This window comes from Ruegeria sp. HKCCE3926 (genome assembly GCF_017872515.1).
GTDB lineage: Bacteria > Pseudomonadota > Alphaproteobacteria > Rhodobacterales > Rhodobacteraceae > Ruegeria.
Genome location: NZ_JAEDOU010000006.1, coordinates 45,516 through 71,432, shown reverse-complemented (window position 1 = coordinate 71,432; position 25,917 = coordinate 45,516). Strand labels below are relative to the sequence as shown.

Below are 25,917 nucleotides of genomic sequence, written 5' to 3'. Positions count from 1 at the left end.
TGGCATATCCACTGGCGACACCCTGTTCAACTGTTGAGCCACCGTAACGCACTTTCACGTTTTCGTCTTTGGGCGGATAAATTCCCGCGAAAGCTTGCAATTAAAAATCAATCTGTTTCACGTTGAGTGCTGTTGGAACGCGCAACCACCGGTCGGAAACATGAGGAGACAGGAACATGATTGTACGCAGGATCTACTATTTTCTGAGCTATGTCTGCCTGCCGTTCGTGTTGCTGTTGGGGTTCTTCTGGCCACCCGTACATTGGCTTTTGGTCATCTTGGTGCCCTACGCGGTCATCGGCCTTTATGATGTTTTGACTACCAAGCACAATGTGCTGAACAACTATCCGGTTCTGGGGCATTTCCGGTACATGCTTGAATTCGTCAGCCCGGAAATTCGACAGTATTTCGTTGAAACCAACGAAAGCGGCCGACCTTATAACCGGATCGTACGCGGCCTGGTTTATTCCCGCGCCAAGGGCCAGATGGATACGCAGGCCTTCGGAACACAATACGACATAAACGAGGTCGGATATCACCGCGCAAATCATTCGCTTGCGCCCAAGCACGTGGACAAAAGCGAAGATCGCGTCATGTTGGGCGGGCCACAATGCACAAAGCCTTACAGCGCCTCGCGTCTCAATGTTTCGGCCATGAGCTTCGGCGCCCTGAGCGCCAACGCCATCCGCGCGCTGAACGGCGGGGCAAAGGATGGAGGTTTCGCCCACAATACCGGTGAAGGCGGGTTGTCTCCTCACCATCTGGCCGAAGGCGGCGATATCATCTGGCAGATTGGGACGGGCTATTTTGGATGTCGAACGCCGGAAGGCGGGTTTGACAAGGACAAGTTCGCCGAAAAGGCCACAAAGGATGTGGTCAAGGCAATCGAGATCAAGTTGTCCCAAGGTGCCAAGCCTGCGCATGGGGGCGTTCTGCCCGCTGCCAAGGTCGATGCCGAAATTGCCGAAATCCGCGGGGTGCCCGAGCATCAGGATGTGATTTCCCCCCCAACTCACAGCGCTTTTGACGGGCCCTCGGGGTTGATGCACTTCGTTCAAGATCTTCGCGAAATGTCCGGCGGCAAACCTGTCGGCTTCAAAGTGTGTATTGGCAAACCTTCCGAGTTCATGTCGATCTGCAAGGCCATGCTCGAGACAGGGATTTTGCCGGACTTCATCACCATTGACGGATCAGAAGGGGGTACAGGCGCGGCCCCGGTCGAGTTCACCAACCGTCTGGGTATGCCCCTGAACGAGGCGCTGATTTTCGCAAACAATTGCCTGCGTGGCGTTGGGCTGCGCGACAAGATCCGGATCATTTGCGCGGGCAAAGTGGCGACCGGATACGACATGGTCGAGAAATTCGCGCTTGGTGCGGATATGTGCAACGCGGCACGGGCGATGATGTTTGCGGTGGGCTGCATTCAGGCCTTGCATTGCAACACCAACCGTTGCCCGTCCGGGGTCGCCACTCAGGATCCCGTGCGCGGGCGCGCTGTGAACATCCCGCAAAAGCGGCGGCGCGTTCACCGGTATCACGACGCAACACTCGAAAGTTTCCGCGAACTCTTGGGTGCGATGGGAAAGGAAAAAGTGTCCGAGCTGCATCCACGCGACATTTTGCGGCGCACGGCGGACGAGCATGAGCGAACCTATGGTGACCTCTACACCTATCTGGAGGATGGTGCGCTGCTGGCAGGTGTTGTGCCCGAGGAATTCGCGGCGGATTGGGAACGCGCTTCGGCATCTCGTTTCTGAGACCCGATCCGTTAACAACCGTTTACCCAGAACAGGTGTGGGCGAACTGCGCCCGCACTTACTGTTTTGACATGTGGCTTAACTCAACTGGGGTTCGATCTGGGATTGTTGGCCACATGCGTGCTGATCCTGCGAATGCTCCATTCAACAGAATCTCGCATCGCGCGCCCCAAGGCCAAATCAAACGCTTTGATCAGATCTGATGTCTGGTCGCTTGCGGCAACGACATTTTCCTGAAACGAATTCGAAGCGATGATCTTGTCGTCGTATTCATCGATGACCTTGATGTTCATGCGCACTTCGATACGGATTTTATCTCCGTTCTCGGGGTCCGCAACAACAATCCCCTGAAACTCGCGCAGGTCCGGTGCGATCACGTAATCAGCACGCAGACCGACCGTTGACCGGCCAACGGCAGCGACTTTGCCAGAATTCTCAAAGCTTTCGATCAACAGCGTCTGAACGATCAGGGGTGCGCGATCCACCCAACGTGCCCGCGGCAAATACTGAACCTGTAACGGGGTGGGCTGAATGGCGATCTGATCCGTATTCACAGCGGCGGTTGCTGTTGGTTCTTCAACTACGATCTGTTTTTGTATTCGCGGCAACGCCGACGAAAATGTGCTTTTGGGTGTCAACAGATACAGATCGTTGGGTTTCGCGGCTTGTTTCAAAGTGCCCAAACCGGCACATCCACCGACCAATGCAAACGTCAGAATTGCAATTGCAGGCTTGATCATTGACGGAACTCCGATGCTTGGGTGCCCAGCAGAAACCGCGCAGGATCACGTTCGACCTTGTCCACCAGACGGTCGAGGCTGATTACCAGGCGTTGGGATTCTTCGACGAAGCGAATAAATTGCGGCAGACCCACCCGCAAGAAGTCTGACACCTGCCGGCGGTTGGTCTGAACGATGCCGTCAATTGTCCCCAGCAGCTCTGACGCAGAGTTCGAAGCGCTCAGGACATCGTCTGAAATCTGATCGATCTTACCGGTGATGTTCGAGACTGTTTCGGTGACCTGGTTGGCCGCCTTCCGGATATCTTCCGCTACGGGCGCCACGTCTTCTTCCATGACGCGGTTGGCCGATTCAAAGGCCGTTTCCGCCGAAGACAGCGCACCTTTGGCCGTGTCCATTGCAGATGTGATCGAACCAAGTGTCGTGTTGGCGTTCAACACGGTCTCGTTCACGATCCCCAGCGTGACGCTGCCTTCGTCCGACAAGAGGGTCAACCGTTCGGCCAGTTGCGACCCGCGTTCGATGAAAGGTCGAACGTCCTGCTGCAAGATGCGGTCTGCCGTTTCGATCGTCGTTTTCGCTTCGTCCAGCGCAGCCCTGGCTGACTCGGACGCGGACTTGACCGAATTGAGCGTGTCCGTGCCGGTCTTGAGGGTCGTATCCGCCGTTTCGATCAAAGGGTCCAGACGTTTTGAAAATTCACCAATATCCTTGGCTGCACTGCCTATGTCGCTGGCCACGGATTCAAAGCTTGTCAATGTTTTGTCCAGCCGGCCAGTCGCAGAGGCAAGGTTGTCCAGAATGCTGCTCACGGCTTGCCGGTTCTTGTCGTCGACGACCTTGTTCAGGCTTTCCAGAAGTGTAACGGCCTCGTCCAGCACTTTTGGTGCGCCTTCAAATAATGACTGGATGGTGCTGCGCTTGCTTTTGATCACGCTGTCCTGCGGCAATCTTTCGGCAGTAGGCGACCCGCCAGTAAGTTCAACGTAACCGACGCCGGTAACACCCAGCGATTGAAGCTGGGCGATCGTTTCTTCGGTGATCGGAATATCTGCATCCACTTCTATTCGCACGCGAACCTTGGACGGATCGTCCTCGTCCAGGTTCAGAGAGATCACCTGCCCAACAGGAAGGCCGTTGAAATTCACTCCGCCCGCCGCCGAAAGCCCCGAGACGTTATCGAACAATACATCGTAGTAAGCGTATTGCCGGGTCACTTCGAATTTCGCCAACCACAGGAAAAAGCCGAATACACCCAACAGTCCCGCAAGGGTGAACGCGCCGATCAGGATGTAATTTGCTCTGGTTTCCATCGCCTTTACCTGTCCTGACCCTTCTGTTGCGCCGCGCGGGCGCGGGGGCCTGTGAAATATTCCTGCACCCAAGGATGATCCACTTTGGTCATATCCTCAATCGGACCTTCAACCAGCACGCGTTTTTCTGCAAGCACTGCAATTCGGTCACAGATGGCGTAAAGGCTGTCCAGATCATGGGTGACCATGAAAACAGTCAACCCAAGTGCCTGCTGCAATTCGCCGATCAATTCATCATACGCAGCCGCGCCAATCGGGTCCAATCCGGCAGTCGGTTCATCCAGAAAAACGATTTCGGGATCAAGCGCCAGTGCCCGTGCAAGCGCCGCGCGCTTTCGCATGCCGCCTGACAGCTCCGATGGAAATTTGCCGCAACTCAGCTGGGGCAGACCCACAAGGCTGATCTTCAACGCACCCAGAGATTCCATCAGTTTTTCACTGATGCCCGTATGTTCTCGCAGTGGGGCCATCACGTTTTGCAATACGGTCAGCGATGAAAACAGCGCACCGTCTTGAAAGGCCACGCCCCAGTGGCGTTCGATCCTGCGGCGTTCCTCTTCGGGACCGTTCAGGACATCCACTCCCAACACTTCTATACTGCCAGCAGCAGGTTTGTTCAGACCCACAATTGTACGTAGCAAGACGGATTTTCCGGTTCCGGACCCGCCAACAATGCCCAGAACCTCGCCGCGCCAGACATCAAGGTTCAGATCGTCATGAACCACCTGCGTTCCGAATTGGTTTCTGAGACCGCGAACGCGGATCACGGCGTCACGCTGCGCTGCGTTCTGTTCCGTTTCGTGTTGCGTGCTATCGTTCATGTCAGATTCCGATTTCGGAAAAGAAAATCGAAAACAATGCGTCGATTGCAATCACCATGAAAATGGATTGCACAACCGAGGCGGTTGTACGCTGCCCCACACTCTGGGCCGACCCTTTGACCTGCAAGGCCTGCCAGCATGCTGTGACCCCGATGACCAGCGCAAAGAATGGTGCCTTGATCAACCCAACCGCAAGTTGCCAGACATCGGTGTTTTCTTTCAAACGGGTGACAAACATGCCAGGGCTTACGCCCAGATCGATCCAGCTCATCAGCGCGCCGCCGAAGAGGCCGGCAACATCTGCGACAAAGCCAAGAATGGGCAGCATGATCAGCAACGCCAAAACACGTGGAATGACAAGAACCTCGATCGGGTCAAGGCCCAGCGTCCGCATGGCGTCGATCTCTTCCTGTACTTTCATCGAACCGATCGAGGCCGTGAATGCCGAACCCGAGCGGCCGGCAACAATAATCGCGGTCAGCAAAATTCCCAGCTCTCGCAGAATCGAGATTGAAATCAGTTCGACCACGAAGATCTCGGCCCCGAACTGTTTCAGTTGTGTCGCACCCTGAAAGGCCAGCACGACACCGATCAGAAAACCCATCAGGGCCACGATGGGAAGGGCTTTGACCCCGGTTTCCTCCATATGAGTGACAAGGGCCGCTTTGCGCAGACGCCACGGCATGACCAGGGTCCGAAACAAGCGGTGCAGGGTGAGGCCCAGAAATTCGAGAATCGACAGGGTATCCTTCCAGGCTCCGAATGTGCCCTGACCCACATGTGCGACCCAGTCCAGAAATCCACGAGGGTCCTCAAGCTTGCCGGGTTTGTCCGGGATGCTGCGTGTCACCGTGTCTATCAGTGTCGCATGTGCGGGTTTCACACCTTGAAACTCCAGCGTGGCACCGTTTGACGTGAACCTCCGGCCCAGGTCCGCAACCAGCCAGGCTCCGCCCGTATCCAATGCTTCTATACCGGACAGATCAATAACGACTTTGCCCCCGCAAGGTTGGACCGCAGCAAAATCACGCTCCACGGTTTGCAGGGATTGTGTGAGCAACTCACCAGAAATGCGCACTTGATTGCCGCTGGCGTCGCGCTCTGATGTGATCGTTGGCTGCGTCATGGTGCCATGTGAAGTAAAACATTCAATGCCTGCAATGACTTTGTGCCCTTTGACGTGGTTTTTGCCGCACAGGATGGCCTTGGCGTCACGCCGGACCATGAGTTGAAGCAAGCGTAACTGTAAACAGGGGTGTTACTTTTCTCGACTCAAGTCAGGCCGGAAAAGAAAACGCAGGGCTGTTGGACTAATCGGTTGCGCGAAAAACGGAAGCGGGACACATTCCGCTGCGGAACCCTGGGTGCGGAATTCGGAGAAGTCGGTATGCATCACGCCAAGAACGTTCTGTTCATCATCATCGATCAATTGAGGGCAGATTGCCTGAATGGCGCTCTGGCCGAGCACGTGCAGCTACCGAACCTTCGGGCTTTCATGGACGAGGCGGTAAGTTTTACGCGCCACTTCTCTGTCACCAATCCCTGTGGGCCATCCCGCGCATCGATTTTGACCGGCCAATACGCGATGAACCACCGTTCCGTGCGAAATGGTACTCCGCTGCGTCATGACACGCCGAACATCGCCACGGAAATGCGAAAGGCGGGTTATATGCCGATGCTGTTCGGGTACACCGATACGTCTGCCGATCCCCGAGTCCATGATCCCAACGATCCCGTGCTCAAATCTTACGAGCAATCGATGAACGGGTTCCTTGAAGTTGTCGAAATGCGCCTGGAAGAGTCATACCCCTGGCGATCATATTTAATGAAAAATGGCTATACGTTCGATACATATTGGGATGTTTACAAGCCTGTCTCACCGGATGGTCAAACGCCCAAGCTGAACGACCCGGCCATGTATCGGGCAGAACACAGCGACACAGCCTTCCTGACCGATGCGTTTCTGGACGGGATTGCACCTCATCAAGGCGAGGGATGGTTTGCTCATCTGACTTACATCCGTCCTCATCCGCCTTTGGTTGCGCCTGCCCCGTATAACGACATGTACGATCCGGCGGAAATCCCTCTGCCGAAACGCCTGCCAAGCGAAGCCGCTGAAAAGGCACTGCATCCGTTTTTCGGACCAAAGCTGGACGCTTATACGGCAGAAAAGTTCGTTCATGGCTTTGCTGACGTTGAGCCAACGGATGAAAACATCCGCACTTTGCGCGCCGTTTATCTGGGATTGGCGACCGAGGTCGATCACCATATCGGGCGCGTCGTTCAGTATCTCAAGGACAGTGGGCAATACGACGATACCATGCTGGTCATAACGGCTGATCATGGCGAAATGCTGGGCGACAGGTACAGCTGGGGCAAAATGACTGTGTACGACGCGGCCTATCACACACCGTTGATGATACGTCTGCCGGGGAACGAGGCCATGGCCGGCGCGAAAGTGACCGTTCCTACCGAGTCGATTGATGTCACGCCGACTATCCTTGATTGGATTGGGCAGACTGTTCCAAACGCCATGGATGGCAGGTCTTTGTTGCCCTTGTTGCAAGGCGACGTTCCCGGTGATTGGCGCAGCTATTCCTTCAGCGAGCTGGATTTTTCGGAACCCGAAGAACCGACCCTCTGGCAGCGGCGGTTGGGAACGGGCAACAGTGATTCCTGTCTGGGAATATTGCGGGACGAACGATTCACGTTGATCGAATTTGCAGCCGACCTGCCGCCGATCCTGTTTGATCACCAGGGACAAGGAGAATTCGAAAACCTTGCGGAAAACCCCGCGTTTGCGGCTGATCTTGCCCGGTTGGGCAGACAGATGCTGCGCCATCGGATGCGAAACATGGATCATACCTTGTCGTTGCACTCCATCACTTCCGAAGGCGCGAAGTCCCGTTCCAGGTATTAGGATCACTGCACGCTTTCGCGCTCTTTTCAGTTGGATCATGGAAGTTGCATGAGACGTTTTGTCGTTCATCAATTCCACTACCGGCGCATCAATTCTGATGGTACCCATGGGGCGTGGAGAAGACGAACCTGGACATCACCGAACAGCGCATAAAGGCGATGACGACTGCCGGACTGAATCTCATCGGTCAGGCGCTTTCGATCTATGACAGCAACCTGAAACTGGTGCTGAGCAATCGTCGGTTCAAGGAAATGTTCGACCTGCCGGACGAGCTGGTCGAACGCGGAGCCTTGTTTCGGGATACCATCCATTTTCTCGCCAGCCGTGGCGAATACGGTGACGAAGAAAGTGTGGAAAAAATGGTGAACCTGCGCGTCGAGCAGGCTTTGGCTTTCGAGCCTCATTACATGGAACGCGTAAGGCCCAACGGGCAGGTTATCTCGATAGAAGGCGCGCCGTTGCCACAGGGCGGATGGGTTGCGGTTTACACTGACATTACCGGCACCCGGCGTGCAGAAAACCTGCTGCGGGCGCGATCGGAAGAATTGTCGGAACAGTTACTCGGCCACGCCGAAGAACTGTCTGCAACCAACCGAAAGCTTGCGGCCACGATCAAGGCATTGGAAGAGGCCAAACGCGAGCTGACCGAAATCGAAGCCCGCACACGCATGATGACCGAAATGATGCCGGCTCATATCGCGCATTTGGATAGCACTGGTCGATATGACTACTCCAACCGCCGTTTGAGCGCGGTCCTTCCCGGACGTCCGTCGGAGGTTCTTGGGCTTCACATATCCGAAGCTCTTGGTGCCGCCGCGTATCGGCGGGTCAAAGCGCATCTGGCAAAAGCATATGACGGAGAAATCTCCGTATTCGAGTTCACCGAGGATCAGGATTCCCGCCGTATCCGCGTTTCATTCACGCCCGATGACGCCGGTGGCGTCTATGTAATGTCGGTTGATATCACCGAAGAAACGCAGGCGCGCGTCGTTTTGCAGCAAACGCGTCGGCGGGCTATGGCCGCCCAGATGACCAGTGGATTGGCCCATGACTTCTCCAACTTGCTGACGATCATCCTTGGGATGCAGTCCAAACTGAACAAAATGGACCTGTCGGATGAAGCACATGAGCTGGTTGCCGCGACACAGCAAACGGCGCGTCGGGGTGGGCAATTGCTGAACCGGATTGCGGATATGACCGGGAACCGAACGCCACATCCTCAGGCCACGGACATGAAGGCGCTGTTGGAAGACCTGAGAATATTGGCCTCGCCTTCCTTGCCGCGCGGCGTCGGTTTGTCGGTGGTCAACACTTTGCCCGACCGGGCTTTGATGCTGGACCCGGGAATGGTGCAGGATGCGTTGCTGAACCTAGTGCTGAATGCGCGGGATGCCTGCGGCAGTTCGGGTCAGATTACAATCAGCGCGCATACCATCGGAGAAATCTGGGTTGAAATCACCGTATCGGACACTGGCCCGGGCTTTACTCCAGAGGCGCTGGAAAAGGCGCTGAACCCGTTCTTTACCACCAAGGGAAGCGACGGGTCGGGGCTTGGTCTGCCCATGGTGTATGACACTGTCAAGCTGGCCGGGGGCGATCTGAATCTCAAGAACACGGTATCAGGCGCGTCCGTCGTTTTGCGGTTGCCCTATCGGCCAGCTCCGCCCGTGCAAAACGGTCTGGTACTTCTGGTCGAAGACAGCGAAGATTTGCGGGGGCAGTTTCGGGATATGCTGGTAGAGCTGGGCTTCGCCGTCATCGAGGCCAATTCGGTAGATGAGGCGCTGGCGTTGATTAACAGCGTTGAAGACATTTCTCTTGTCCTGTCCGATATCCGTCTCGAAGGAAGTGGTACCGGTCTGGACATTTTGCGGCAGGTGAAGCCAGGATTGCCATGTATCCTTATGACATCGCTGCCCAGTTCGGACCGGTTGTACCAGCGCGCCCTTGCGTTGGCCCCGGTGTTGCGTAAACCGTTTTCGCAGGCTCAATTGTCAGCCCTGATCCAAACCGAGGCCGCCTGATGACGCAACCGCTGGTTACCATCCTCGACGACGAACCCGAAATCCGGCGCATCCTGACGGACGCTCTGGAGGATGCCGGTTTCCGTACGCAGAGTTTTTCCCGCGCACGAGAGTTCGAGGCTGCGCTCAACCGTGTGACACCCGATGTCTGTCTGGTCGACCTGTCATTGCCGGATACGGATGGGCTGGCGTTGGTTCATCGTCTGGCGTTGGAACAAGGCGCGGCAGTGATCATCATTTCGGGGCGCGCGCAGGTGCAGGACCGTGTTACGGGGCTGGAACTTGGGGCAGACGATTATATTACAAAACCGTTTGACCCTGCGGAAGTCGTGGCGCGGATCAGGGCAAGATTAAGAACACCTCGCACTCAGACCTCTCATTCGGATACGGCGGAATTCAACGGCTGGACCGCACATTTTGACCGATACGTCCTTGAAAGTGAATCAGGTGACGAAACGCCTTTCAGCCATGCAGAGGGGGAAGTCCTGCGGCTGTTTCTGGAAAGCCCCAAGCGGCTGATCAGCAGAGGGCAAATGCAGGAGTCCCTGGGTGGCGCAGCCGGAGACAGTTTTGACAGGGCGATGGACGTTCGGATTTCCAGGTTGCGCACCAAGCTGGGAGAAGATCCCAAGAACCCGCGGTTGATCAAGACGATCTATGGGGCGGGGTATATATTCTTGGGTGATGTCGGTTGGAAGTAGTCGCAGATCCAACCGGCCGAGACTTGGTCAGATGAGTTGTTTTCCATGTTTGTTTGACCCTTTCGAGCCTTCCGTGCTGAAGCTGCTGACACCGAGATTTCCGTATCGGAAGTGACACGTCTGTCCCCAATTGCCCCATCGCTCATTCGCGCAATGCCTGATCCTTTATCTTCACAACCGGTTGCAGAATATAGTCCAGCACTGTTTTGCGACCCGACAGAATGTCGACTTCGGCGATCATTCCAGGTATGATTTCGACTGCTATGCCATTCCCATCAAGCATGGTGCTTTTGGTTCGAATCTCGACCACAAAGACCTCTTCGTCATTCCGCTCAGATCGAGTGACCGTGTCTGCTCCGATGCGGATGATTTCCCCATCCAACGCTCCATATCGTGCAAAATCATAAGCCGTGATTTTGACCTTCACAGGCTGACCAGAATGCAGAAACGCAATGTCCTCGGGCTTTACATAGGCTTCAACCAGCAATGTGTCGTCCAGCGGCACGATTTCAACAAGGTCCTCTCCACTGCGGGCAAGACCGCCAATGGTAGAGCGATGAATCCGGTTTACAATGCCGCGTACCGGAGACCGAACCTGCGCCCTTGAGGCCCGGTCGCGCAAAGCGGGCAGGGCGGGTTGCAAGGCAGCCAGCTCGGCAGTGGCAAGCGCCAGGTCCGTCAGCGCGGCGCTGCGAAACCGGCTTCGCACCGCTTGAATTCGATCGTCGATTTCGTCCAAGCCCGTTTGCAATCTGTTGGTTACGGCTTCTGCCCGCACCTTGCGACCGCGCCATTCGGCTTCACTTCGTCGCAACGCAAGCAATGTTGTTGCAGGCTCCATTTGACGCTCGACCAGCGGCGCCATGATCGCCCTTTCTTCAGCCAGGACCAGCAAGGTTGCCTCTGCCGTCACTTGATCGACCAGGCCTTCCTCAAATTCTCGCTGTTTTTGCTGACGCTGACGCTCCAAGATGGCTATTTCTGCCTCCAACTCGGCCCGCCGGCCTTGGTACAGTGCAGTTTCAGATTGCACGACGGTAGGCGCGCCGTTGATCAGTTGAACATCGAAATCCAGTTGTGTCCCATCAATTTCGGACCGAAGGCGTTGGATGCGCGCCATCAGCCCGAACGCGCGTTGCTGTTCCTGACTGAGCTGACTGTCAATTTGGGTTGTTTCCAGTTCCATAAGCAGAGAACCTTTTTCGACCAGTTGGCCTTCGCGCACATGCAACGACTGCAATACGCCGGGCTCGGTGGCTTCGATCAGCTGGATGTCTCCGGAAGGCACGATCCGGCCGTCCACGCGCGTGACATCGTCCAGTTCAGTCAGGTGCGCCCACAATAGGGCGGCGATCAGGCAGAGCAAAATCACCAAAAGCAGCAAGGAACTCCGAACAGGAGAGCGTCCCTGCATCTCGCGCGCCAGGGTGGCCAGATCAGGATGCTGCGACATTCAGGTGCCTCCCTGTCCGGCGAACATGTTGCGTCAGCATGCTTTTGGGGCCATCCGCCGCGATTTTCCCGTGTTCAAGGATGATGACTCTGTCAACAAGCTCCAACAGGCTGGTTCTGTGTGTAATGACAACCATGGTGGACTCTACCGTGCATTCTTTCAGACGTTGGATAACCTGGGCTTCGGTTTTGACATCCATCGCGCTTGTTGGTTCATCCAGCAAGAGAACCGGCGGACGGCCTATGAGTGCCCTTGCCAGGGCAATGGCTTGACGCTGTCCGCCAGAGAGGCCTTCGCCGCGTTCCGCGAGTTGAAGATCGTAACCCCCGGGATGGTTGGCCACGAAATCCTCAACCCCGGCGGCGCGGCCTGCTTCGATCAGTTCGTGATCTTTTGGCCGGATTGCACCGCTTGCGATATTGTCCCGGACTGATCCGGAAAAGAGCCATATGTCCTGTAAGACGGATCCGATATTGCGGCGCAGATCGCCAGGATCGATCTGGCGGATATCAAGACCGTCGAACGTAACAGATCCAACACGCGGCGCGTACAATCCCAGCATCAGACGTGCGATGGTGCTTTTACCGCAGCCAATCTGACCAAGGATCGCCACTTTTTCACCCGGTTTGATCGTGAATGAAACGCCTTGCAGAGTATCTTCCCCTTGGTCAGGGTAGGAAAAATACACGTTGTTGAAGGCGATCGCTCCTTTGAAATGGGGCCGGTTCACCCATGTTCGGCCTAGTGGGCGTTCGCTTTCCGCCATCATCAGCGCGTTAAGATTTCGGTATGCACTTCGGGCTTGGTTAAGCCTTGTCAACGTTTGCGCTAACTGGCCCAAGGGTGCCAGGGCCCGCCCTGTCAGCATTACCGAGGCAACCAAAGCGCCCATGCTGGTCTGGCCGTCTGTGATCAGAAAAACACCATAAAATACGATCAACACCTGTGCCGCTTGTTGCGTAAAACCGGTCAGGTTGAGAGCAAATTGTGTAACGGCCCGGCTCTGAGCACCGTGCGAGGATTGTCGTTCTATCGCCTGCTCCCATCGGGAACGCATTTGCCGGCCCGCTGCTGTTGTCTTTATCGTTTCAAGGCCCGAGACGGCTTCTACGAGGACCGACTGTTTGGATTGCCCGTCGGACAGGCTCTTTTCTGCCATGCGCGACAGAAGCGGCTGTACGGCCAAACCTGTCAGCAGAACCACAGGCACGGCCAGAGCCGGGACCAATGCCAGTTGTCCGCCGACCAGGTAAATCACAAATACGAACAACCCGATGAACGGCAGATCCACGACGGCAACAAGCGTTGCGGATGTGAAGAACTCACGCAGGGTCTCGAAGTCACGGATGGTACTGGTCATGGCGCCGGTGGAACCCGCGCGTGACTTCATCTGGATGTTCAGAACGTGGTCGAAAATTCGCCGCCCCATGAACAAGTCGGCTTTTTGCCCGGCCTTGTCGATAAACGCCGCTCGCAGCAATTTCAGCACGAAGTCAAATAGCAGCGCCAGAGCTACGCCCGCCGTCAAGGCAATAAGCGATTCGGTTGCCTCATTGGGCAACACGCGATCATAGACAACCATGATGAAAACTGAGGTCGACAAGCCAAGAAGGTTTGCCAGAGCCGCAGCGAGAGCAACCTGTATGTAAGTCCATCGATTGGCGGACAACGCCGCGCGAAACCAATGACCTCGGTTACCCGTGTGACCGGCGTCCAGTTCATCTGTATGATTTCGCCGAAACAAGACCGCGAAACCGGTGTATGAATTGGCCAGCTGTTCTTCTGAAACTTCGCCGATTCCTTCACCAAGTTCCGGGTCATAGATCAGCAAGGCACCGTTTTTTGCGCGGCCATGGTACACAACAGCCTTGTTTTCGGTCATCAGCAACAAGGCCGGGGCCAATGCTTCGTCAAAACTCGCGATGCGCCGCTCGCCATAGCCCGCCTGTAGACCTGTGTTTTCCGCCACCGAGAGGATGTCACGAACAGTCAGATCCCCGTCCGAACCGGTCTGCGACGCCTGGATCGTTGCAAGGGTCAGAGGGCGTTCAAGCGTCGCAGCAATATTCAGAAGGCAGGCTTCGTAGCATGTCAAACGGGCGCGATCTGACATTGATTTCAATGTGCTCATTTTACCTCGTTCCAATTGCCAAGCGAAATTCCGAGCAGGTCCAGAATGTCTCCGGTAAGGCTCAGAGCCGCGTAGTTGGTCAGAAAATAACTCTGTTCGGCCAGAATCAGGCGTTCTTGCGCATTTACGTAATCGCGTTGAGCGTCCAGGATTTCGATCAGGCTGCGACGCCCGATCGAGAACTGTGCGCGGGATGCAGCAACACTGTCGGCATTGGCACTTGCCGCAATACGGGCCGCGCGCAGCCGTTCCGCGCCTGCTTTTTGATCGGATCGAATAAAGCCCAGCTCCCGCATGATTTCGCGAACCAGTTGCTCTCGCGCGAACTCCGCTTCTTTCACCTTTGCTTCTGCGGCGGCGATGGCGGCGCGGCGTTGGCCGGTGCTGTCCAGCTCGTAGTTGAAAGAAAGATCCACGCCAAAATTTGCATCCCGAGTGTCATCCTGGTTGGCAAATGCGGCGACCCGAACGTTCGGTTTGCGACGTGCCTGAGCGGCCGACCATTCGGCTTTGGCTGCCAGCAAGCTGGCATCCGCCCTACGGATCTGAGGGCTGTTCATCACGATCTGGGCATCACTTCTATTCAGCGGTGGGGCTGGTACAGGAGGGGGCAATGATCCGGGAAAAGTCCCGAACACTTCTCGAAACCGCGCTTCGGCCCGATCAGTTCGTGATCGCGCGTCAGCCAGTCTTGTGCGTGCATCTGCCATTCTGGACTGAGCGGCCAGAACATCTGCATTTGAACCGGCGCCGCCCGCTGTGCGGTCCGAAATTTGACGCACCAGTTCTTCATGAACCGAGACATTGTCGGCCACGATGCGGAGTATTTTTCTTTGATCAATGACAAGCACATAGGTCTCGATGGCGGCCAGCGCCGTGGCCGATGCCGTCTGAATCTGATCGCCCCGTGTTTCCAGAACACGTGCCCGGGCTGCCGTCAGATGCCCCGAGGCAGCCCCACCGTCATAAACCAATTGTGAAATTCTCAGATAGGGTGAAACATCTGCAATATCAGATTCGACCCGTTCGGACCGTGCATTTATTCCCAACGAGATCTGCGGAAGAAAGGCGCCTTCCGCTGCATCTTGATTGGCTGATGCGATATCCATCCTGGTATTACTTTGCGCCAGTGTCGGGCTTGTCTCCACCGCCTGGCGCACGCGTTGCCCGAATGCACTACTGCTGAGCTTTGCCGATGGCTTTGCTGCCCCTGCACCGGTGGTCCCGGGTGCAAAGGACACTGCCACTGGAGTCAAATCAGGAGGGGGCGTGCAGGCGGACAACGCTATTGCAAGCAGAGCGAACGCAACCCAGGACAACACTGCTTTACAGGAACGCATGATGACCCTCCTGACTGCAATGGTCCATGGCTTCTTCTTTCTGTTGCGCCGCAACCAACGCGTCCAAGAACCCTGAAACACCGGTGGTCTGTTGTGTCAGAGAACTATCAGCTTCCCGATGTGCGCGAGCATGTGCATGTGTCAGCCAGATACTATGGGTCAGCGAAATCTGATGAGCGTGAATCAGTCGCAAACCCCCATTCGATGTAAGCAGTGACAAGTGCGCGCGGGGAATTTTCTCCAGGGCTTTCTGCGTGACGCCAAAATGCCCGCACGGGAACTCAACCCCCTGAAAAGAGGTAAGCGGACCAAACAATCCCATGTCAGTAAGAACACGACACAGATGAGTTGTGTATTTCATCGACTCTTGCAGGGCGCGAAAGAAGGCTGCGACTTTTTTCAGTTCCGGCGCAAATTGCCCAGATTTGTCGAAGAATACCTCGTCCTCCGGATTGTCAGTGATAAGCCCCGCCGTTTCGTCGACAAGCAATTCGTCACTGCCGTCACCATCCGATTCAATCAGTCGTGGCCGAAACGGAGCACAGCGCAAGACGCATGGCACATAAGTCGCCAGCCATTTGCCATGTGCTGATACAAATGGCGTAGGCTGGTCTGGTTGCATGGACAAAACAGCCACTGGGTAAAAGCCGTGTTCAGATTTCCGAAAAGTGATTGGAAATGTGGCGGCGGCCTGAAGAATTTCTGCTTCGACCACAGGGCAATCTGCCATAGTCCCTGCGAAATCGAACGAGGTGAACCGCCGCCAGAACCGATGACCATGTCGTCCAAGACTGACCGGAGTTAAGCCATTCTGTGCCATAACTGCCTCATGATGTTGAATTACGTCTGTATGTGCGCCGGTCTGGATCAGGCCGTTGCCCCGGTCGGGTCGGTGTGCAGGATGTTATCTGCGGTCAGGCCGCTCAGATCGCTCAGGTCTTGGAACGTGGCCACGGTTTCAACGCTGGCATCGTTCGCCGCCTGGAAATCTACCTTGACCAAAACACTGTTTGTTCCGTCGGTTGCCATCACGTAAAGTTCATCGCCCGCCATGGCTCCGGCAAGACTCTCGACAGCGGCTTCGATTGTGCTGAGGTTGAGGTCTGTGAGTACCGTGCTGAGGCCGACAAATCCAGTGTTTGTGCCCAACGTGTCCCCGGTGGAAAGCAATTCGAACCCGGTGCCATCACCGCGGAGCGTATTGGTGTCCAGCCCGTGGAACATCAGTGCGTCAGTTACATCCGCAGCCGGGCCAATCGTAAAGCCAGTCACAATATCTGTACCATTGCTGGCCGGGTCCGCCTCGAAGACGACGATGTCTCGCCCTGCTGCAGAAACATCAATGGTATCGTCGCCGACACCGCCGCGCGTGATAGTGTGCGTATTCGCAGCGTTGAGCGTGTCATCACCATTGGTGCCAAACTGCACTGTCGTTGGTCCGCCATCAGACGTTTTGATCGTCAGTTCAATAGGCTGGCTGGAGTCCTGGATCGTCATCGTGAAAGTGACAAGCGGCTGAGAAAGATCTGTAAAGGTTGTCGCGGCCCCGGCAAAATTCATCGCGCCCCCGGCGCCTGGGCTGGCCAAAAACAAATCGAAGGCGTTGTTTTCCGAAACCGATGCAGAGTTGAAGGTGACAACCGAAGGGTCAAATCCGAGCTCTGCCGTCAACGCCAGACCACCAGAGATATCGCGGTCGGCTTCGGCATAGATTGCGAACGTCACTGTAGATCCCGAGCGCCCAACTTCAGAAATCACATAGGCGGCGGGTTCGTGCGCAACGGCTTGCTCGGAAACCGACAGCGGATCTGGTCTACCCGCAACTGTCGCCAGCGCGGAAAAGACAAGGTCATCACCTGCCTCTACTGCCGAAAAGTTGGACGCTGCGACAGCCAGCGACCAGGATCCGTCTGCGGCCACCGTTGCAGATCCGACCGAACTGCCGTTTAACGTGACATCCACCGACTGGCCGACTGACAATCCGGTCGATGACCCGCCGATAGTAATCCCGGAGGCCTTGGCATCGGCAAGACCAATCGAATTGTTGACCCCGACATCGTTCAACGTCAACAAGGGGCGAAAATCTGTGGAAAGTGAGCTGTTCGCCGCGGCCGAGCTGTTTCCGGCCAGATCGTCAACAGTGGCGGAAATGGAATAGCTAGTTCCGTCAGAGAGCATTCCAAGATCATTTGCTGGAACGGTAACTGCCCACGAGCCATTTGATGCGACGCCAGTATAGGTTTGCCCGCCGAATGTGACCGAAACGGTCTGGCCATCTTCAGCCGTGGTCGTGCCTGAGATTGCAAGATCCACGCCCCTTTCGGTCACGTCCAACACGGCACCCACAGGCAGACTGTTTATGGTTATTGAAGGTGCTGTGAAGTCAGTGGCAAAGCTTGTCGTGGTTTGATTGTGGTTTCCCGTCGCGTCCGAGATCGACGCATTGATATTGTAAGTCTCGTTGTCTTGCAGGGCAGACAAATCTGTCACGGTTGCCGTATAGGTCCAAGTACCCCCGGTTACTGTTGCCGTTCCGGTGACGTCCGTAGTGCCGTCAGCGCGCGTGACTTCGACGGTAACAACTGTTCCGTCGGGCGCATCGGACGTTCCTGACACCGTCAGGTCGGTTCCTTGTTCAACGACGTTCATGACGGCCCCGTCGGATACGGTTGAAATTCCGATCGTCGGTGGCGTGAAATCGGTGGTAAAGCTGTTGTTCGCTTGCAAGGCCGGATTCCCGGCAGCGTCCGAGACATCCGCGGTTACGGTGACGGTCGCCGCGTCAGAAAGACCTGCCAGATCCGAAGCAGGTACGGTTACGCTCCAATTGCCGCCAGAAACCGTTGCGCTATAGGACTGCCCGTTCAGACTGACGGTTACGATTTGTCCGTCTTCAGCTGTCGTACTGCCCGAGATGGAAAGATCCGTGGCCCGCTCGGATGCGTTCATGACAGCTCCGTCCGAGAAACTGTCGATGCTAAGCGTCGGCGCGGTCACATCCTTGGAAAATGTCACTGCGGCCTGCGGTGCCGTGACGCCACTGGCGTCGTCGACATCTGCGGTAACAGAGAAGTTGCCTCCATCCGACAAGGACGCCAGATCCCCAGCTGGCACAGTCACGTTCCAGGCCCCGCCAGATACTGTGCCGGAATATGTTTGACCATCGAGGGTTACAGTAACTTGCTGACCATCCTCAACGTTTGACGTCAGCCCGCTGATGGTCAAGTCGGATCCGGCTTCGGCTGCGTTCAGTACGGACCCAACAGGAAGCGGTGATATAGAAATGGAAGGGCCGGTCAGGTCCACGGGAACCGATACAAGAAGCGGTACTGCCGGATTGCCCGACACGTCCTCGACGGCTACCAGAACAGATGCCGGCACTCCGGTGGAAAGACTGCTCAAATCGGAATTGGGGATCGTTACACTCCAGCTTCCGCCAGAAGCGGTGCCTGTATGCACTTGTCCGTTGAACGTGACGATGATGGTTTGACCATCCTCTGCCGTGGTGGAACCGGTCAAGGCCAGGTCGCCGGCTACGTCGATCAGTTCTATCGAGCCGCCAGCCACGGGATCCAGAGAAACAGTTGGTGCAGTGAAATCAGTATCAAAGCTTCCGCTCGCCTGTGGTGCGGAATTTCCCGCCGCGTCGGCAACATCCGCGGTAACGTCAATCGTCGCGCCATCAGGAAGGGTCGAGAGGTGTGCCGCTGGGACAGTGACGCTCCAGTGTCCGTTGGATACCGTGCCCGAATAGTTTTGCCCGTTCATTGAGACGGTAACGGTCTGCCCGTCTTCTGCATCGGTTGTTCCGGTGACCGTCAGATCCGTTGCCTGTTCGATCGAATTCAAAACAGCGCCATCGGAAAACCCGCTGATCGACAGGGTTGGAGGAATTGTATCAATATCGAACTTGACGGATTCGGTTGACAGTTCCGTGCCTGAATCGTCCAGGTGCCTGACTGTCACCGTAGAGACGCCTTGCGGAAGCGCATTGGCTTCGGCCGACGTGAGAGAAACGCTCCAACTGCCGTCATCGTTGGGCGTTACGGTTTTGACAAGCGAACCTATCGTGACCTCGACTGTCGATGTTCCTTCGGGTGCGGCAGCATTGGTAAGGGCGCTGTTCAATGCCGTTGCCTGAAGTTCGGCCAGGTTCAGGCTGGTATAGCTCGGTTCCGGTTGGGGTTGGGGTTTAGGCTCTGGCGCGACAGGTTCCGGGGAATCGCCGCCGCCGCCGCCACCTCCGCCCGCAGCGGCAGCTGCACCAGCCAGCCCGAGGCCGCCCAGCGCAGCCCCGGCGCCGCTGATTCCGCCAGCTGCTGCGCCAGCTTCAGCTGCGCTGAACTGGGCGATTTCAGCAACCGCCTCTTCTGCGATCATGATTGCGCCGCTGTCCAGGACCTGCACGTTTTCCGCCGCCACGATCATCGTCCGACCGTCAGCCATTTTCAGAAGAACATCGCCGTTTTTCAGCAACTTGGCGGAGCGCACACCCGGAATTGTCTCTGCAAACTGGAAGGCGTAAAGCTCTTCGATGGTTGCTTGTGACAAGGCAGGCAAGGCCATCAATGTGGACATGAGGCCGCCAGCCGCGCCGCGACCCGCCCAACGACCAAGCTTTCCCTTGATCCATTGTTGAACTTGAGATTTGCGATCTCCGTCCGTTGAGTCAGCCGCCGGACGATTGTTGGCCTCAGGTGCTTTGGTCATCTTGCCCTCGCATGTGGAGTCCGCGATCATCGCAACAGGAAAGGATGTGCTGTTTGGCGTTTTGCTCATCTGTCTTTCCCATTTGTTGCCGTTGCGATCGGACCTGAAAAAATTGAGTTAAACTGAAACCGAACTTCTCGTTTTCACCACAATTCTGCTTCGGTTTCGGTCTGCTCATCTGGTCATCTTGCCGTAACTGCCAGGGGTGGCGCAGGAGGTGATGGCTGTGATGCTTCAGTTCGAAAGTGTAGTGGCAACGGGGAGCACGGCGCTCGATTCAGGTATCGGCGATACGGCTTTAAAAACGCTTAACGGGAATACGTATCTCTACACGGTGACCGGCCCGGGTGGCGGTGTCGCGGTCTGGCGGCTGGCCGACGGTGCCCTGCCGCAGCTGGTTGATACCGAGTATTACAGCGGTTCGATCACCTTCCAGGTGGGGCGCAGTGCCACGCCGATAACGCTGGCGGGAACCGAGCAGATCGCGCTGGATATCAATACTGCCACGGGCCTGGTCGGGTATGACGTGAACGCGGACGGAACGATCGGTAACCTGAAGGAAACGGGTGTGCTCAACGGAGGCGGAGATATCTCGGCCATCATACAGTTTTCACTGGGGTCTTCGGATGTCCTTGCGATGGCGCATGAGGGTACTGGCAATATCGGAACCTATCATGTGAACGCGAACGGGACGCTCAGTCTTGCGGGTTTGATTGCCGGCACGGCGGATGCCATGCAGACGTTGCGGTCGGGTTCGGAACATTTTCTGATCTCAAGTGACGCGGCAACAAACTCTGTCTCGACATATCGCATCGATTCCGGCACCGGCACGTTAACCGAGATCAACAATGACTCGGCTCTCGGAACCCTAGGTGTTTCAACCCCAACAGATGTCGAGACCGTAGAGGCATACGGCAAATCCTGGGTCGTGGTGGCAGGGTCCGGCAGCAACTCTCTCAGTGTTCTTCAATTGAGCAGCGATGGAAGTTTAAAGGCGACGGACCATGTGCTTGATACGCTTCATACGCGGTTTGAATCCGTTCAGGATCTGGCGGTCATAGACGTGAACGGTCGGGTCTTTGTGGTTGCAGGCGGCGGCGATGATGGCCTGTCTCTGTTCACTCTGACACCCGAAGGTCAACTTGTTCATTTGGACAGTTTCGCGGATACGCTGGCCAGTGGATTGCAGAATGTCGAATCGCTGGCGGTTGCACATGTGGGCGACGAGCTGCAAATTCTCGTGACATCACAACAGGATGCCGGGGTGAACGTCCTGACGGTCCCGGTCGATGATCTGGGGGCGGTGCGCAAGGGGTTCGGTACCGTGAACGGGAGCGCGTCGGACGATATCCTCAGCGGCGGTATTCTGGACACGACCCTTTTAGGAGGCGCCGGAGACGACATTCTCATCGCGGGGAAGGGTGCGACGACGATGTCAGGTGGTGCAGGGGCCGACATCTTCGTGATGCAGTCCGGTAGCGGTCTGACCACAATAACCGATTTTCAGGCGGGCCTGGATCGTCTGGATATGTTCGACTACCTGCTGTTGCGGTCGCCTCAGCAACTGACCTTTACCAGCACAGCAAACGGGGCTCAGATCGAATATCGCGGCGAGATCGTGCAGGTCCAATCCGCGTCGGGCGGCGCTTTGACAAGCACGGATATCTTTGGCGCAGGCATCGCCGGACCGGATCACATCCCGGTAGATTTCGGGGACCTGGGCGGGCTGACACCGGGCAGCTCTGATGGATTGGTCGGGCAGATTACGGTGGACAGCCAGGTTGCGAATCCGGGGCTGACGGATGCGGAAATCCGGTTCACGCCGGACGGCGGGGGTACGGTATCCGCCACCGCAGATAGTCAGGGGCGGTTTGATCTGGAATTGCCCGATGGCACCTTTCCCGGAGTGCTGGACATCACCAAACACTATTCCACGGCAAGCGGGAAGATTGACGCGCTGGACGCTTTGCAAGTGTTGCGTATCTCGGTTGGTCTTGACCCGACATGGGGTCCAGCGACCGCGGAAAACCTGATAGCGGCAGACGTCAACAGGGATGGCACCGTGAACGCCCTGGATGCGCTTGCAATTTTGCAAGTCGCCGTCGGGCAGCCCACGGCCCATGACCCTGAATGGGTATTTCTGGATGAGAACGCGGACCTTTCCGGAATAACCAAGGACAATGTAACCTATCAGACGGGTGTCGATGTTGTGGCGGTGGATGGGGTCATCAACGTGGACATGACCTCCATCCTGTTGGGAAATCTCGAAGCGGCCTGAGTGCCGAAAGATATCTAGGCCAAAGCAAAGTTGTATCTTTTTTAGCGGTAAGGTGCGGATTGGCTTTTGCCGCCAAATCGACACGACCCAGCCTCAGCGCTCGGATGCCGCCCCATGACGCGGTGCTTTAGCTTTCGGCCCAAGTGTTGTCGCGCCGGCGGCTTCGTTATCTGTTCCATCCCTGTGCTTTCATTTGCAGATGGTCCAATAATTTCAATGAATTCTACCAGAATCGCAAGTTGCCTGCGATAATCGCCTGACCTTTGAAACCGATAAGCCGCTCAAATTGCTGGTCGGACAACATAGGTCTTGGCGTCGGTGGAGCAAATGTGACATAGCAGGCCGAGACTTCAACACAGAGATGAAAATTAGTAACAATGGAAATATTGGCGCTTTCCATTCCGGAAGTGAAACTGATCACCCCGAAGCGTTTTGGCGATCATCGCGGGTTCTTTGAGGAAACCTACAATGCCGACAGCTTTGCGGCACAAGGGATTCATACGCAATTCGTTCAGGACAATCATTCCCTTTCGAGCACGGTGAACACGGTGCGCGGATTGCATTTTCAGGCTCCGCCAAGAGCGCAGGCCAAGCTGGTGCGCTGCGGTCGTGGACGGCTGTTTGATGTCGCGGTCGATATCCGCAAAGGTTCGCCCACCTATGGTCACTGGGTCGGCGAAGAACTGAGTTTCGAGAACGGGCGGATGCTGTTGGTTCCTGCGGGGTTCGCGCATGGGTTCGTGACGTTGGAGCCGGAGACCGAGATCGTCTACAAGTGTTCTGATACCTACGCGCCGGAAACTGAAGGCGCGGTTCGTTGGGACGATCCCGATATCGGCATTGAATGGCCACAGAGCAATTCAGAACCCCAGCTGTCCGAGAAAGATCGGATCGCACCACTTCTGCGCGAAATTGAATCTCCTTTCGTATTCGAGGACACACAATGAAAATTCTGGTTACGGGCGGGGCGGGCTTTATCGGGTCTGCCGTTATCCGTCGTGCGATTGCCGATGGGCATTCGGTCGTCAATGTCGATGCCCTGACCTACGCGGCCTGTCTGGACAATGTTGCCTCTGTCGCGGATGCGCCGGGATACGTTTTTGAACATGCGGATATCCGGGATGCCGCCGCCATGTCGGCGATACTGGACAGACACCAGCCAGACGCGATCATGCATCTGGCCGCTGAAAGCCATGTTGACCGTTCGATCGATGGCCCGGCCGCGTTCATCGACACGAACCTGACCGGGACCTATGTATTGTTGGAAGCCGCACGCGCCTATTGGGTGGGTGCCGGCCGGCCCGAGCATTTCCGGTTTCACCATATATCAACCGACGAGGTCTTTGGGTCCTTGGGTAAAACCGGGTTTTTCACCGAAGACAGCCCATACCAGCCGAACTCACCCTATTCGGCCTCGAAAGCGGGATCGGATCATCTCGTGCGGGCGTGGCGTGAAACATACGGCCTGCCAGTGGTTCTTACCAATTGCTCTAACAACTACGGCCCTTACCAGTTTCCGGAAAAGCTGATCCCCGTTGTCATCCTCAGTGCGCTGGCGGGCAAACCGATCCCGATATACGGGAAAGGCGACAACATTCGCGACTGGCTGCATGTCGATGACCATGCCGAAGCCCTGTTGCTGGTGCTCGAAAAGGGTGAACTGGGCCGCAGCTACAATATCGGTGGCGAGAATGAGATGACCAATCTTGATCTTGTCAGAATGCTGTGTTCGATCCTGGATCGCCTCAAGCCGGGTGAAACGCCCTATGCGGATTTGATCACGTTCGTCGCTGACCGCCCGGGTCACGATCAGCGTTATGCCATCGATCCGAACCGGATTCGCACCGAACTGAACTGGCGTCCCTCCTACACGCCCGAAACCGGGCTGGAACAGACGGTTCAGTGGTATCTGGACAACAGTGCATGGCTGAACGCCTTGCAGGCCCGCAGTGGCGTGGGTGAGCGGCTGGGTGTTGCCAAATGAAGGCGCTGGTGTTCGGCCACGGGGGGCAGGTGGCGACCGAGTTGCGGCGTCGCGGACAGGCGCATGGTGTCTTGGTTGAAGCTCTGGATCGCGCCGCGGCGGACCTGTCTGACCCGTCGCAATGTGCAGACGCCATCCGGCATACGGATGCGGACGTGATCATCAATGCGGCCGCCTATACGGCGGTGGACCAGGCCGAAGAAGAAAGCGACCTGGCGCAACGGATCAACGGAGATTCACCCGGAGCAATGGCGCGTGCCGCCGCGGCCCGCAACCTGCCTTTTCTGCATATTTCCACGGATTACGTTTTTGACGGCTCTGGTCCGACCCCCTGGAACACCGATGACCCGACCGGGCCCTTGGGGGCCTATGGTCGAACCAAGCTGGACGGCGAACACCAGATCGCAGAGGCTGGCGGTCACTATGCCATTTTGCGCACAAGCTGGGTGTTTTCGGCACACGGAAAGAACTTTGCAAAGACCATTCTCCGACTGGCAGAGACTCGTGACAAGCTGACCATTGTCGCTGATCAGATCGGCGGGCCAACACCTGCTGCCGACATTGCCGAAACCTTGCTGAAAATGGCCAAGGCCGGCCTCGAAGCCAAAGGGGGGGTGTTTCACTATTCCGGCGCACCCGATGCCAGCTGGGCGGATTTCGCCCGTGAAATTGTTTCTCAATCCGGCTTGTCGGTCGAAATCGAGGATATTCCAACCGAGGCTTACCCAACGCCGGCGCCCAGGCCGCTGAACTCACGTATGGACTGTTTGCGGCTGGAAAATGTGTTCGGAATCCAGAGACCCGACTGGAAAGCCGGACTGGCCGAGATATTGAGCGAGTTGAAGTCAGCGACCAGCTGAACCTTGAAAGGACAGATTATGCAGCGCAAAGGCATTATTCTTGCCGGTGGGTCCGGAACCCGGCTTTACCCGATCACCATGGCGATATCGAAGCAATTGCTGCCGATCTACGACAAGCCGATGATCTTTTACCCGCTGAGTGTTTTGATGCTGTCGCAGATCCGCGAAATCGCGATCATCACCACCCCCCAGGATCAGGATCAGTTTCAGCGCCTGTTGGGGGATGGCAGTCAATACGGATTGTCCTTGACATGGATTGTGCAACCGTCTCCTGACGGTCTGGCGCAGGCTTATACACTGGCCGAGGATTTTCTGGACGGTGCCCCGTCTGCGTTGATTCTGGGTGACAACATCTTCTTCGGACATGGCCTTCCGGACCTGCTGCTCGAGGCGGATCAACTGAAGCGCGGCGGTACGGTTTTTGCGTACCGGGTCGCTGACCCAGAACGCTACGGAGTTGTGGATTTCGAAGGGAACAAAGCCCGCGCGATCGTCGAAAAACCCAAGGTGCCTCCGTCGAACTACGCGGTGACAGGTCTTTATTTTCTGGATGGCGACGCTTCGGCCCGCGCGCATGAGGTCAAACCGTCAGATCGCGGCGAGCTGGAAATCACGTCACTGCTGGAAATGTATCTGGACGAAGGTTTGCTGGATGTGCAGACTATGGGGCGCGGTTTTGCCTGGCTGGATACCGGCACGCACGGGTCTTTGCTGGATGCGGGAAACTTCGTGCGAACGATCACGGAACGTCAGGGTATGCAGACCGGCAGCCTGGATGAAATCGCCTGGGCGAATGGCTGGATCGACGACGAGGCTCTTGAGGCGCGTGCGCGACTGTTCGCCAAGTCCACGTATGGCACCTATCTGAAAGGTCTTTTGAGCTAG

Annotated in this window: 18 protein-coding genes; 9 read left to right on the top strand and 9 right to left on the bottom strand. The window is 56.4% G+C overall.

Annotated elements, in window-relative coordinates:
* The first annotated feature begins 176 nt into the window (after window positions 1-176).
* Window positions 177-1,757 (top strand): FMN-binding glutamate synthase family protein, encoded by a 1,581-nt coding sequence (locus tag I9184_RS15245; protein ID WP_209835058.1) that lies wholly within the window; start codon window positions 177-179, stop codon window positions 1,755-1,757.
* 83 nt (window positions 1,758-1,840) lie between these two features.
* On the opposite strand, the gene I9184_RS15240 is transcribed toward I9184_RS15245, so the two are convergent.
* From I9184_RS15240 to I9184_RS15225, 4 genes are read right to left on the bottom strand one after another with little or no spacing between them, the layout of a single operon-like run.
* Window positions 1,841-2,497, bottom strand: coding sequence for an ABC-type transport auxiliary lipoprotein family protein (locus I9184_RS15240; RefSeq protein ID WP_171636366.1), 657 nt, complete (start codon window positions 2,495-2,497; stop codon window positions 1,841-1,843).
* Window positions 2,494-3,810, bottom strand: coding sequence for an MlaD family protein (locus tag I9184_RS15235; RefSeq protein ID WP_171636364.1), 1,317 nt, complete (start codon window positions 3,808-3,810; stop codon window positions 2,494-2,496). The genes I9184_RS15240 and I9184_RS15235 overlap by 4 nt, the downstream gene beginning before the upstream one ends.
* A 5-nt stretch (window positions 3,811-3,815) precedes the next feature.
* Window positions 3,816-4,631, bottom strand: coding sequence for an ATP-binding cassette domain-containing protein (locus tag I9184_RS15230; RefSeq protein WP_171636362.1), 816 nt, complete (start codon window positions 4,629-4,631; stop codon window positions 3,816-3,818).
* 1 nt (window position 4,632) lies between these two features.
* Window positions 4,633-5,757, bottom strand: a complete 1,125-nt coding sequence (locus tag I9184_RS15225) for an MlaE family lipid ABC transporter permease subunit (RefSeq protein ID WP_209835126.1) — start codon at window positions 5,755-5,757, stop codon at window positions 4,633-4,635.
* Between the two features lie 261 nt (window positions 5,758-6,018).
* Here I9184_RS15225 and I9184_RS15220 point away from each other — a divergent pair, with 261 nt between their 5' ends.
* From I9184_RS15220 to I9184_RS15210, 3 genes are all read left to right on the top strand, one after another.
* Complete coding sequence (locus I9184_RS15220; protein ID WP_209835057.1) at window positions 6,019-7,551, top strand: alkaline phosphatase family protein; 1,533 nt, start codon at window positions 6,019-6,021, stop codon at window positions 7,549-7,551.
* A gap of 128 nt (window positions 7,552-7,679) precedes the next feature.
* Window positions 7,680-9,575 carry a PAS-domain containing protein gene (locus I9184_RS15215; RefSeq protein ID WP_209835125.1) on the top strand — a complete coding sequence of 632 codons (1,896 nt, stop codon included), beginning with the start codon at window positions 7,680-7,682 and terminating at the stop codon, window positions 9,573-9,575.
* A complete protein-coding gene (locus I9184_RS15210) occupies window positions 9,575-10,276 on the top strand; it encodes a response regulator transcription factor (protein ID WP_152460491.1) in 702 nt (233 codons plus the stop codon). The genes I9184_RS15215 and I9184_RS15210 overlap by 1 nt, the downstream gene beginning before the upstream one ends.
* Window positions 10,277-10,418: 142 nt before the next feature.
* Here I9184_RS15210 and I9184_RS15205 read toward each other — a convergent pair whose 3' ends face one another.
* Genes I9184_RS15205 through I9184_RS15185 form a run of 5 tightly spaced genes read right to left on the bottom strand, consistent with a single transcriptional unit; the run spans window position 10,419 to window position 19,979 of the window.
* Complete coding sequence (locus I9184_RS15205) at window positions 10,419-11,729, bottom strand: HlyD family type I secretion periplasmic adaptor subunit (RefSeq protein WP_209835056.1); 1,311 nt, start codon at window positions 11,727-11,729, stop codon at window positions 10,419-10,421.
* The gene (locus I9184_RS15200; RefSeq protein ID WP_209835055.1) at window positions 11,713-13,860 is read right to left on the bottom strand and encodes a type I secretion system permease/ATPase; all 2,148 of its coding nucleotides are present in this window, start codon (window positions 13,858-13,860) and stop codon (window positions 11,713-11,715) included. Before I9184_RS15200 ends, I9184_RS15205 begins: the two co-directional genes overlap by 17 nt.
* A complete protein-coding gene (locus I9184_RS15195) occupies window positions 13,857-15,200 on the bottom strand; it encodes a TolC family protein (protein WP_209835054.1) in 1,344 nt (447 codons plus the stop codon). Before I9184_RS15195 ends, I9184_RS15200 begins: the two co-directional genes overlap by 4 nt.
* Window positions 15,187-16,020 carry a SapC family protein gene (locus tag I9184_RS15190; RefSeq protein ID WP_209835053.1) on the bottom strand — a complete coding sequence of 278 codons (834 nt, stop codon included), beginning with the start codon at window positions 16,018-16,020 and terminating at the stop codon, window positions 15,187-15,189. The genes I9184_RS15195 and I9184_RS15190 overlap by 14 nt, the downstream gene beginning before the upstream one ends.
* A gap of 47 nt (window positions 16,021-16,067) precedes the next feature.
* The gene (locus I9184_RS15185) at window positions 16,068-19,979 is read right to left on the bottom strand and encodes an Ig-like domain-containing protein (protein ID WP_245218151.1); all 3,912 of its coding nucleotides are present in this window, start codon (window positions 19,977-19,979) and stop codon (window positions 16,068-16,070) included.
* 151 nt (window positions 19,980-20,130) lie between these two features.
* Here I9184_RS15185 and I9184_RS15180 point away from each other — a divergent pair, with 151 nt between their 5' ends.
* The 5 genes from I9184_RS15180 to rfbA all read left to right on the top strand — a co-directional run bounded on the left by I9184_RS15180 (window position 20,131) and on the right by rfbA (window position 25,917).
* Window positions 20,131-22,188 (top strand): dockerin type I domain-containing protein, encoded by a 2,058-nt coding sequence (locus tag I9184_RS15180; RefSeq protein ID WP_245218150.1) that lies wholly within the window; start codon window positions 20,131-20,133, stop codon window positions 22,186-22,188.
* Window positions 22,189-22,565: 377 nt separating this feature from the next.
* Window positions 22,566-23,135 carry a dTDP-4-dehydrorhamnose 3,5-epimerase gene (gene rfbC, locus I9184_RS15175; RefSeq protein WP_152460487.1) on the top strand — a complete coding sequence of 190 codons (570 nt, stop codon included), beginning with the start codon at window positions 22,566-22,568 and terminating at the stop codon, window positions 23,133-23,135.
* Window positions 23,132-24,172: a dTDP-glucose 4,6-dehydratase gene (gene rfbB / locus I9184_RS15170; RefSeq protein ID WP_209835052.1), complete on the top strand. Its 1,041-nt coding sequence runs from the start codon at window positions 23,132-23,134 to the stop codon at window positions 24,170-24,172. The genes rfbC and rfbB overlap by 4 nt, the downstream gene beginning before the upstream one ends.
* The gene (gene rfbD, locus I9184_RS15165) at window positions 24,169-25,032 is read left to right on the top strand and encodes a dTDP-4-dehydrorhamnose reductase (protein ID WP_209835051.1); all 864 of its coding nucleotides are present in this window, start codon (window positions 24,169-24,171) and stop codon (window positions 25,030-25,032) included. Before rfbB ends, rfbD begins: the two co-directional genes overlap by 4 nt.
* 18 nt (window positions 25,033-25,050) lie before the next feature.
* The gene (rfbA, locus tag I9184_RS15160; protein ID WP_209835050.1) at window positions 25,051-25,917 is read left to right on the top strand and encodes a glucose-1-phosphate thymidylyltransferase RfbA; all 867 of its coding nucleotides are present in this window, start codon (window positions 25,051-25,053) and stop codon (window positions 25,915-25,917) included.

What these genes read in the sequence shown, in the direction of transcription:
- I9184_RS15245 (WP_209835058.1), top strand. Translation starts at nt 177, where the DNA reads ATGATTGTACGCAGGATCTACTATTTTCTGAGCTATGTCTGCCTGCCG.
- I9184_RS15240 (WP_171636366.1), bottom strand. Translation starts at nt 2,497, where the DNA reads ATGATCAAGCCTGCAATTGCAATTCTGACGTTTGCATTGGTCGGTGGA.
- I9184_RS15235 (WP_171636364.1), bottom strand. Translation starts at nt 3,810, where the DNA reads ATGGAAACCAGAGCAAATTACATCCTGATCGGCGCGTTCACCCTTGCG.
- I9184_RS15230 (WP_171636362.1), bottom strand. Translation starts at nt 4,631, where the DNA reads ATGAACGATAGCACGCAACACGAAACGGAACAGAACGCAGCGCAGCGT.
- I9184_RS15225 (WP_209835126.1), bottom strand. Translation starts at nt 5,757, where the DNA reads ATGACGCAGCCAACGATCACATCAGAGCGCGACGCCAGCGGCAATCAA.
- I9184_RS15220 (WP_209835057.1), top strand. Translation starts at nt 6,019, where the DNA reads ATGCATCACGCCAAGAACGTTCTGTTCATCATCATCGATCAATTGAGG.
- I9184_RS15210 (WP_152460491.1), top strand. Translation starts at nt 9,575, where the DNA reads ATGACGCAACCGCTGGTTACCATCCTCGACGACGAACCCGAAATCCGG.
- I9184_RS15205 (WP_209835056.1), bottom strand. Translation starts at nt 11,729, where the DNA reads ATGTCGCAGCATCCTGATCTGGCCACCCTGGCGCGCGAGATGCAGGGA.
- I9184_RS15200 (WP_209835055.1), bottom strand. Translation starts at nt 13,860, where the DNA reads ATGAGCACATTGAAATCAATGTCAGATCGCGCCCGTTTGACATGCTAC.
- I9184_RS15195 (WP_209835054.1), bottom strand. Translation starts at nt 15,200, where the DNA reads ATGCGTTCCTGTAAAGCAGTGTTGTCCTGGGTTGCGTTCGCTCTGCTT.
- I9184_RS15190 (WP_209835053.1), bottom strand. Translation starts at nt 16,020, where the DNA reads ATGGCACAGAATGGCTTAACTCCGGTCAGTCTTGGACGACATGGTCAT.
- I9184_RS15185 (WP_245218151.1), bottom strand. Translation starts at nt 19,979, where the DNA reads ATGAGCAAAACGCCAAACAGCACATCCTTTCCTGTTGCGATGATCGCG.
- I9184_RS15180 (WP_245218150.1), top strand. Translation starts at nt 20,131, where the DNA reads ATGGCTGTGATGCTTCAGTTCGAAAGTGTAGTGGCAACGGGGAGCACG.
- rfbC (WP_152460487.1), top strand. Translation starts at nt 22,566, where the DNA reads ATGGAAATATTGGCGCTTTCCATTCCGGAAGTGAAACTGATCACCCCG.
- rfbB (WP_209835052.1), top strand. Translation starts at nt 23,132, where the DNA reads ATGAAAATTCTGGTTACGGGCGGGGCGGGCTTTATCGGGTCTGCCGTT.
- rfbD (WP_209835051.1), top strand. Translation starts at nt 24,169, where the DNA reads ATGAAGGCGCTGGTGTTCGGCCACGGGGGGCAGGTGGCGACCGAGTTG.
- rfbA (WP_209835050.1), top strand. Translation starts at nt 25,051, where the DNA reads ATGCAGCGCAAAGGCATTATTCTTGCCGGTGGGTCCGGAACCCGGCTT.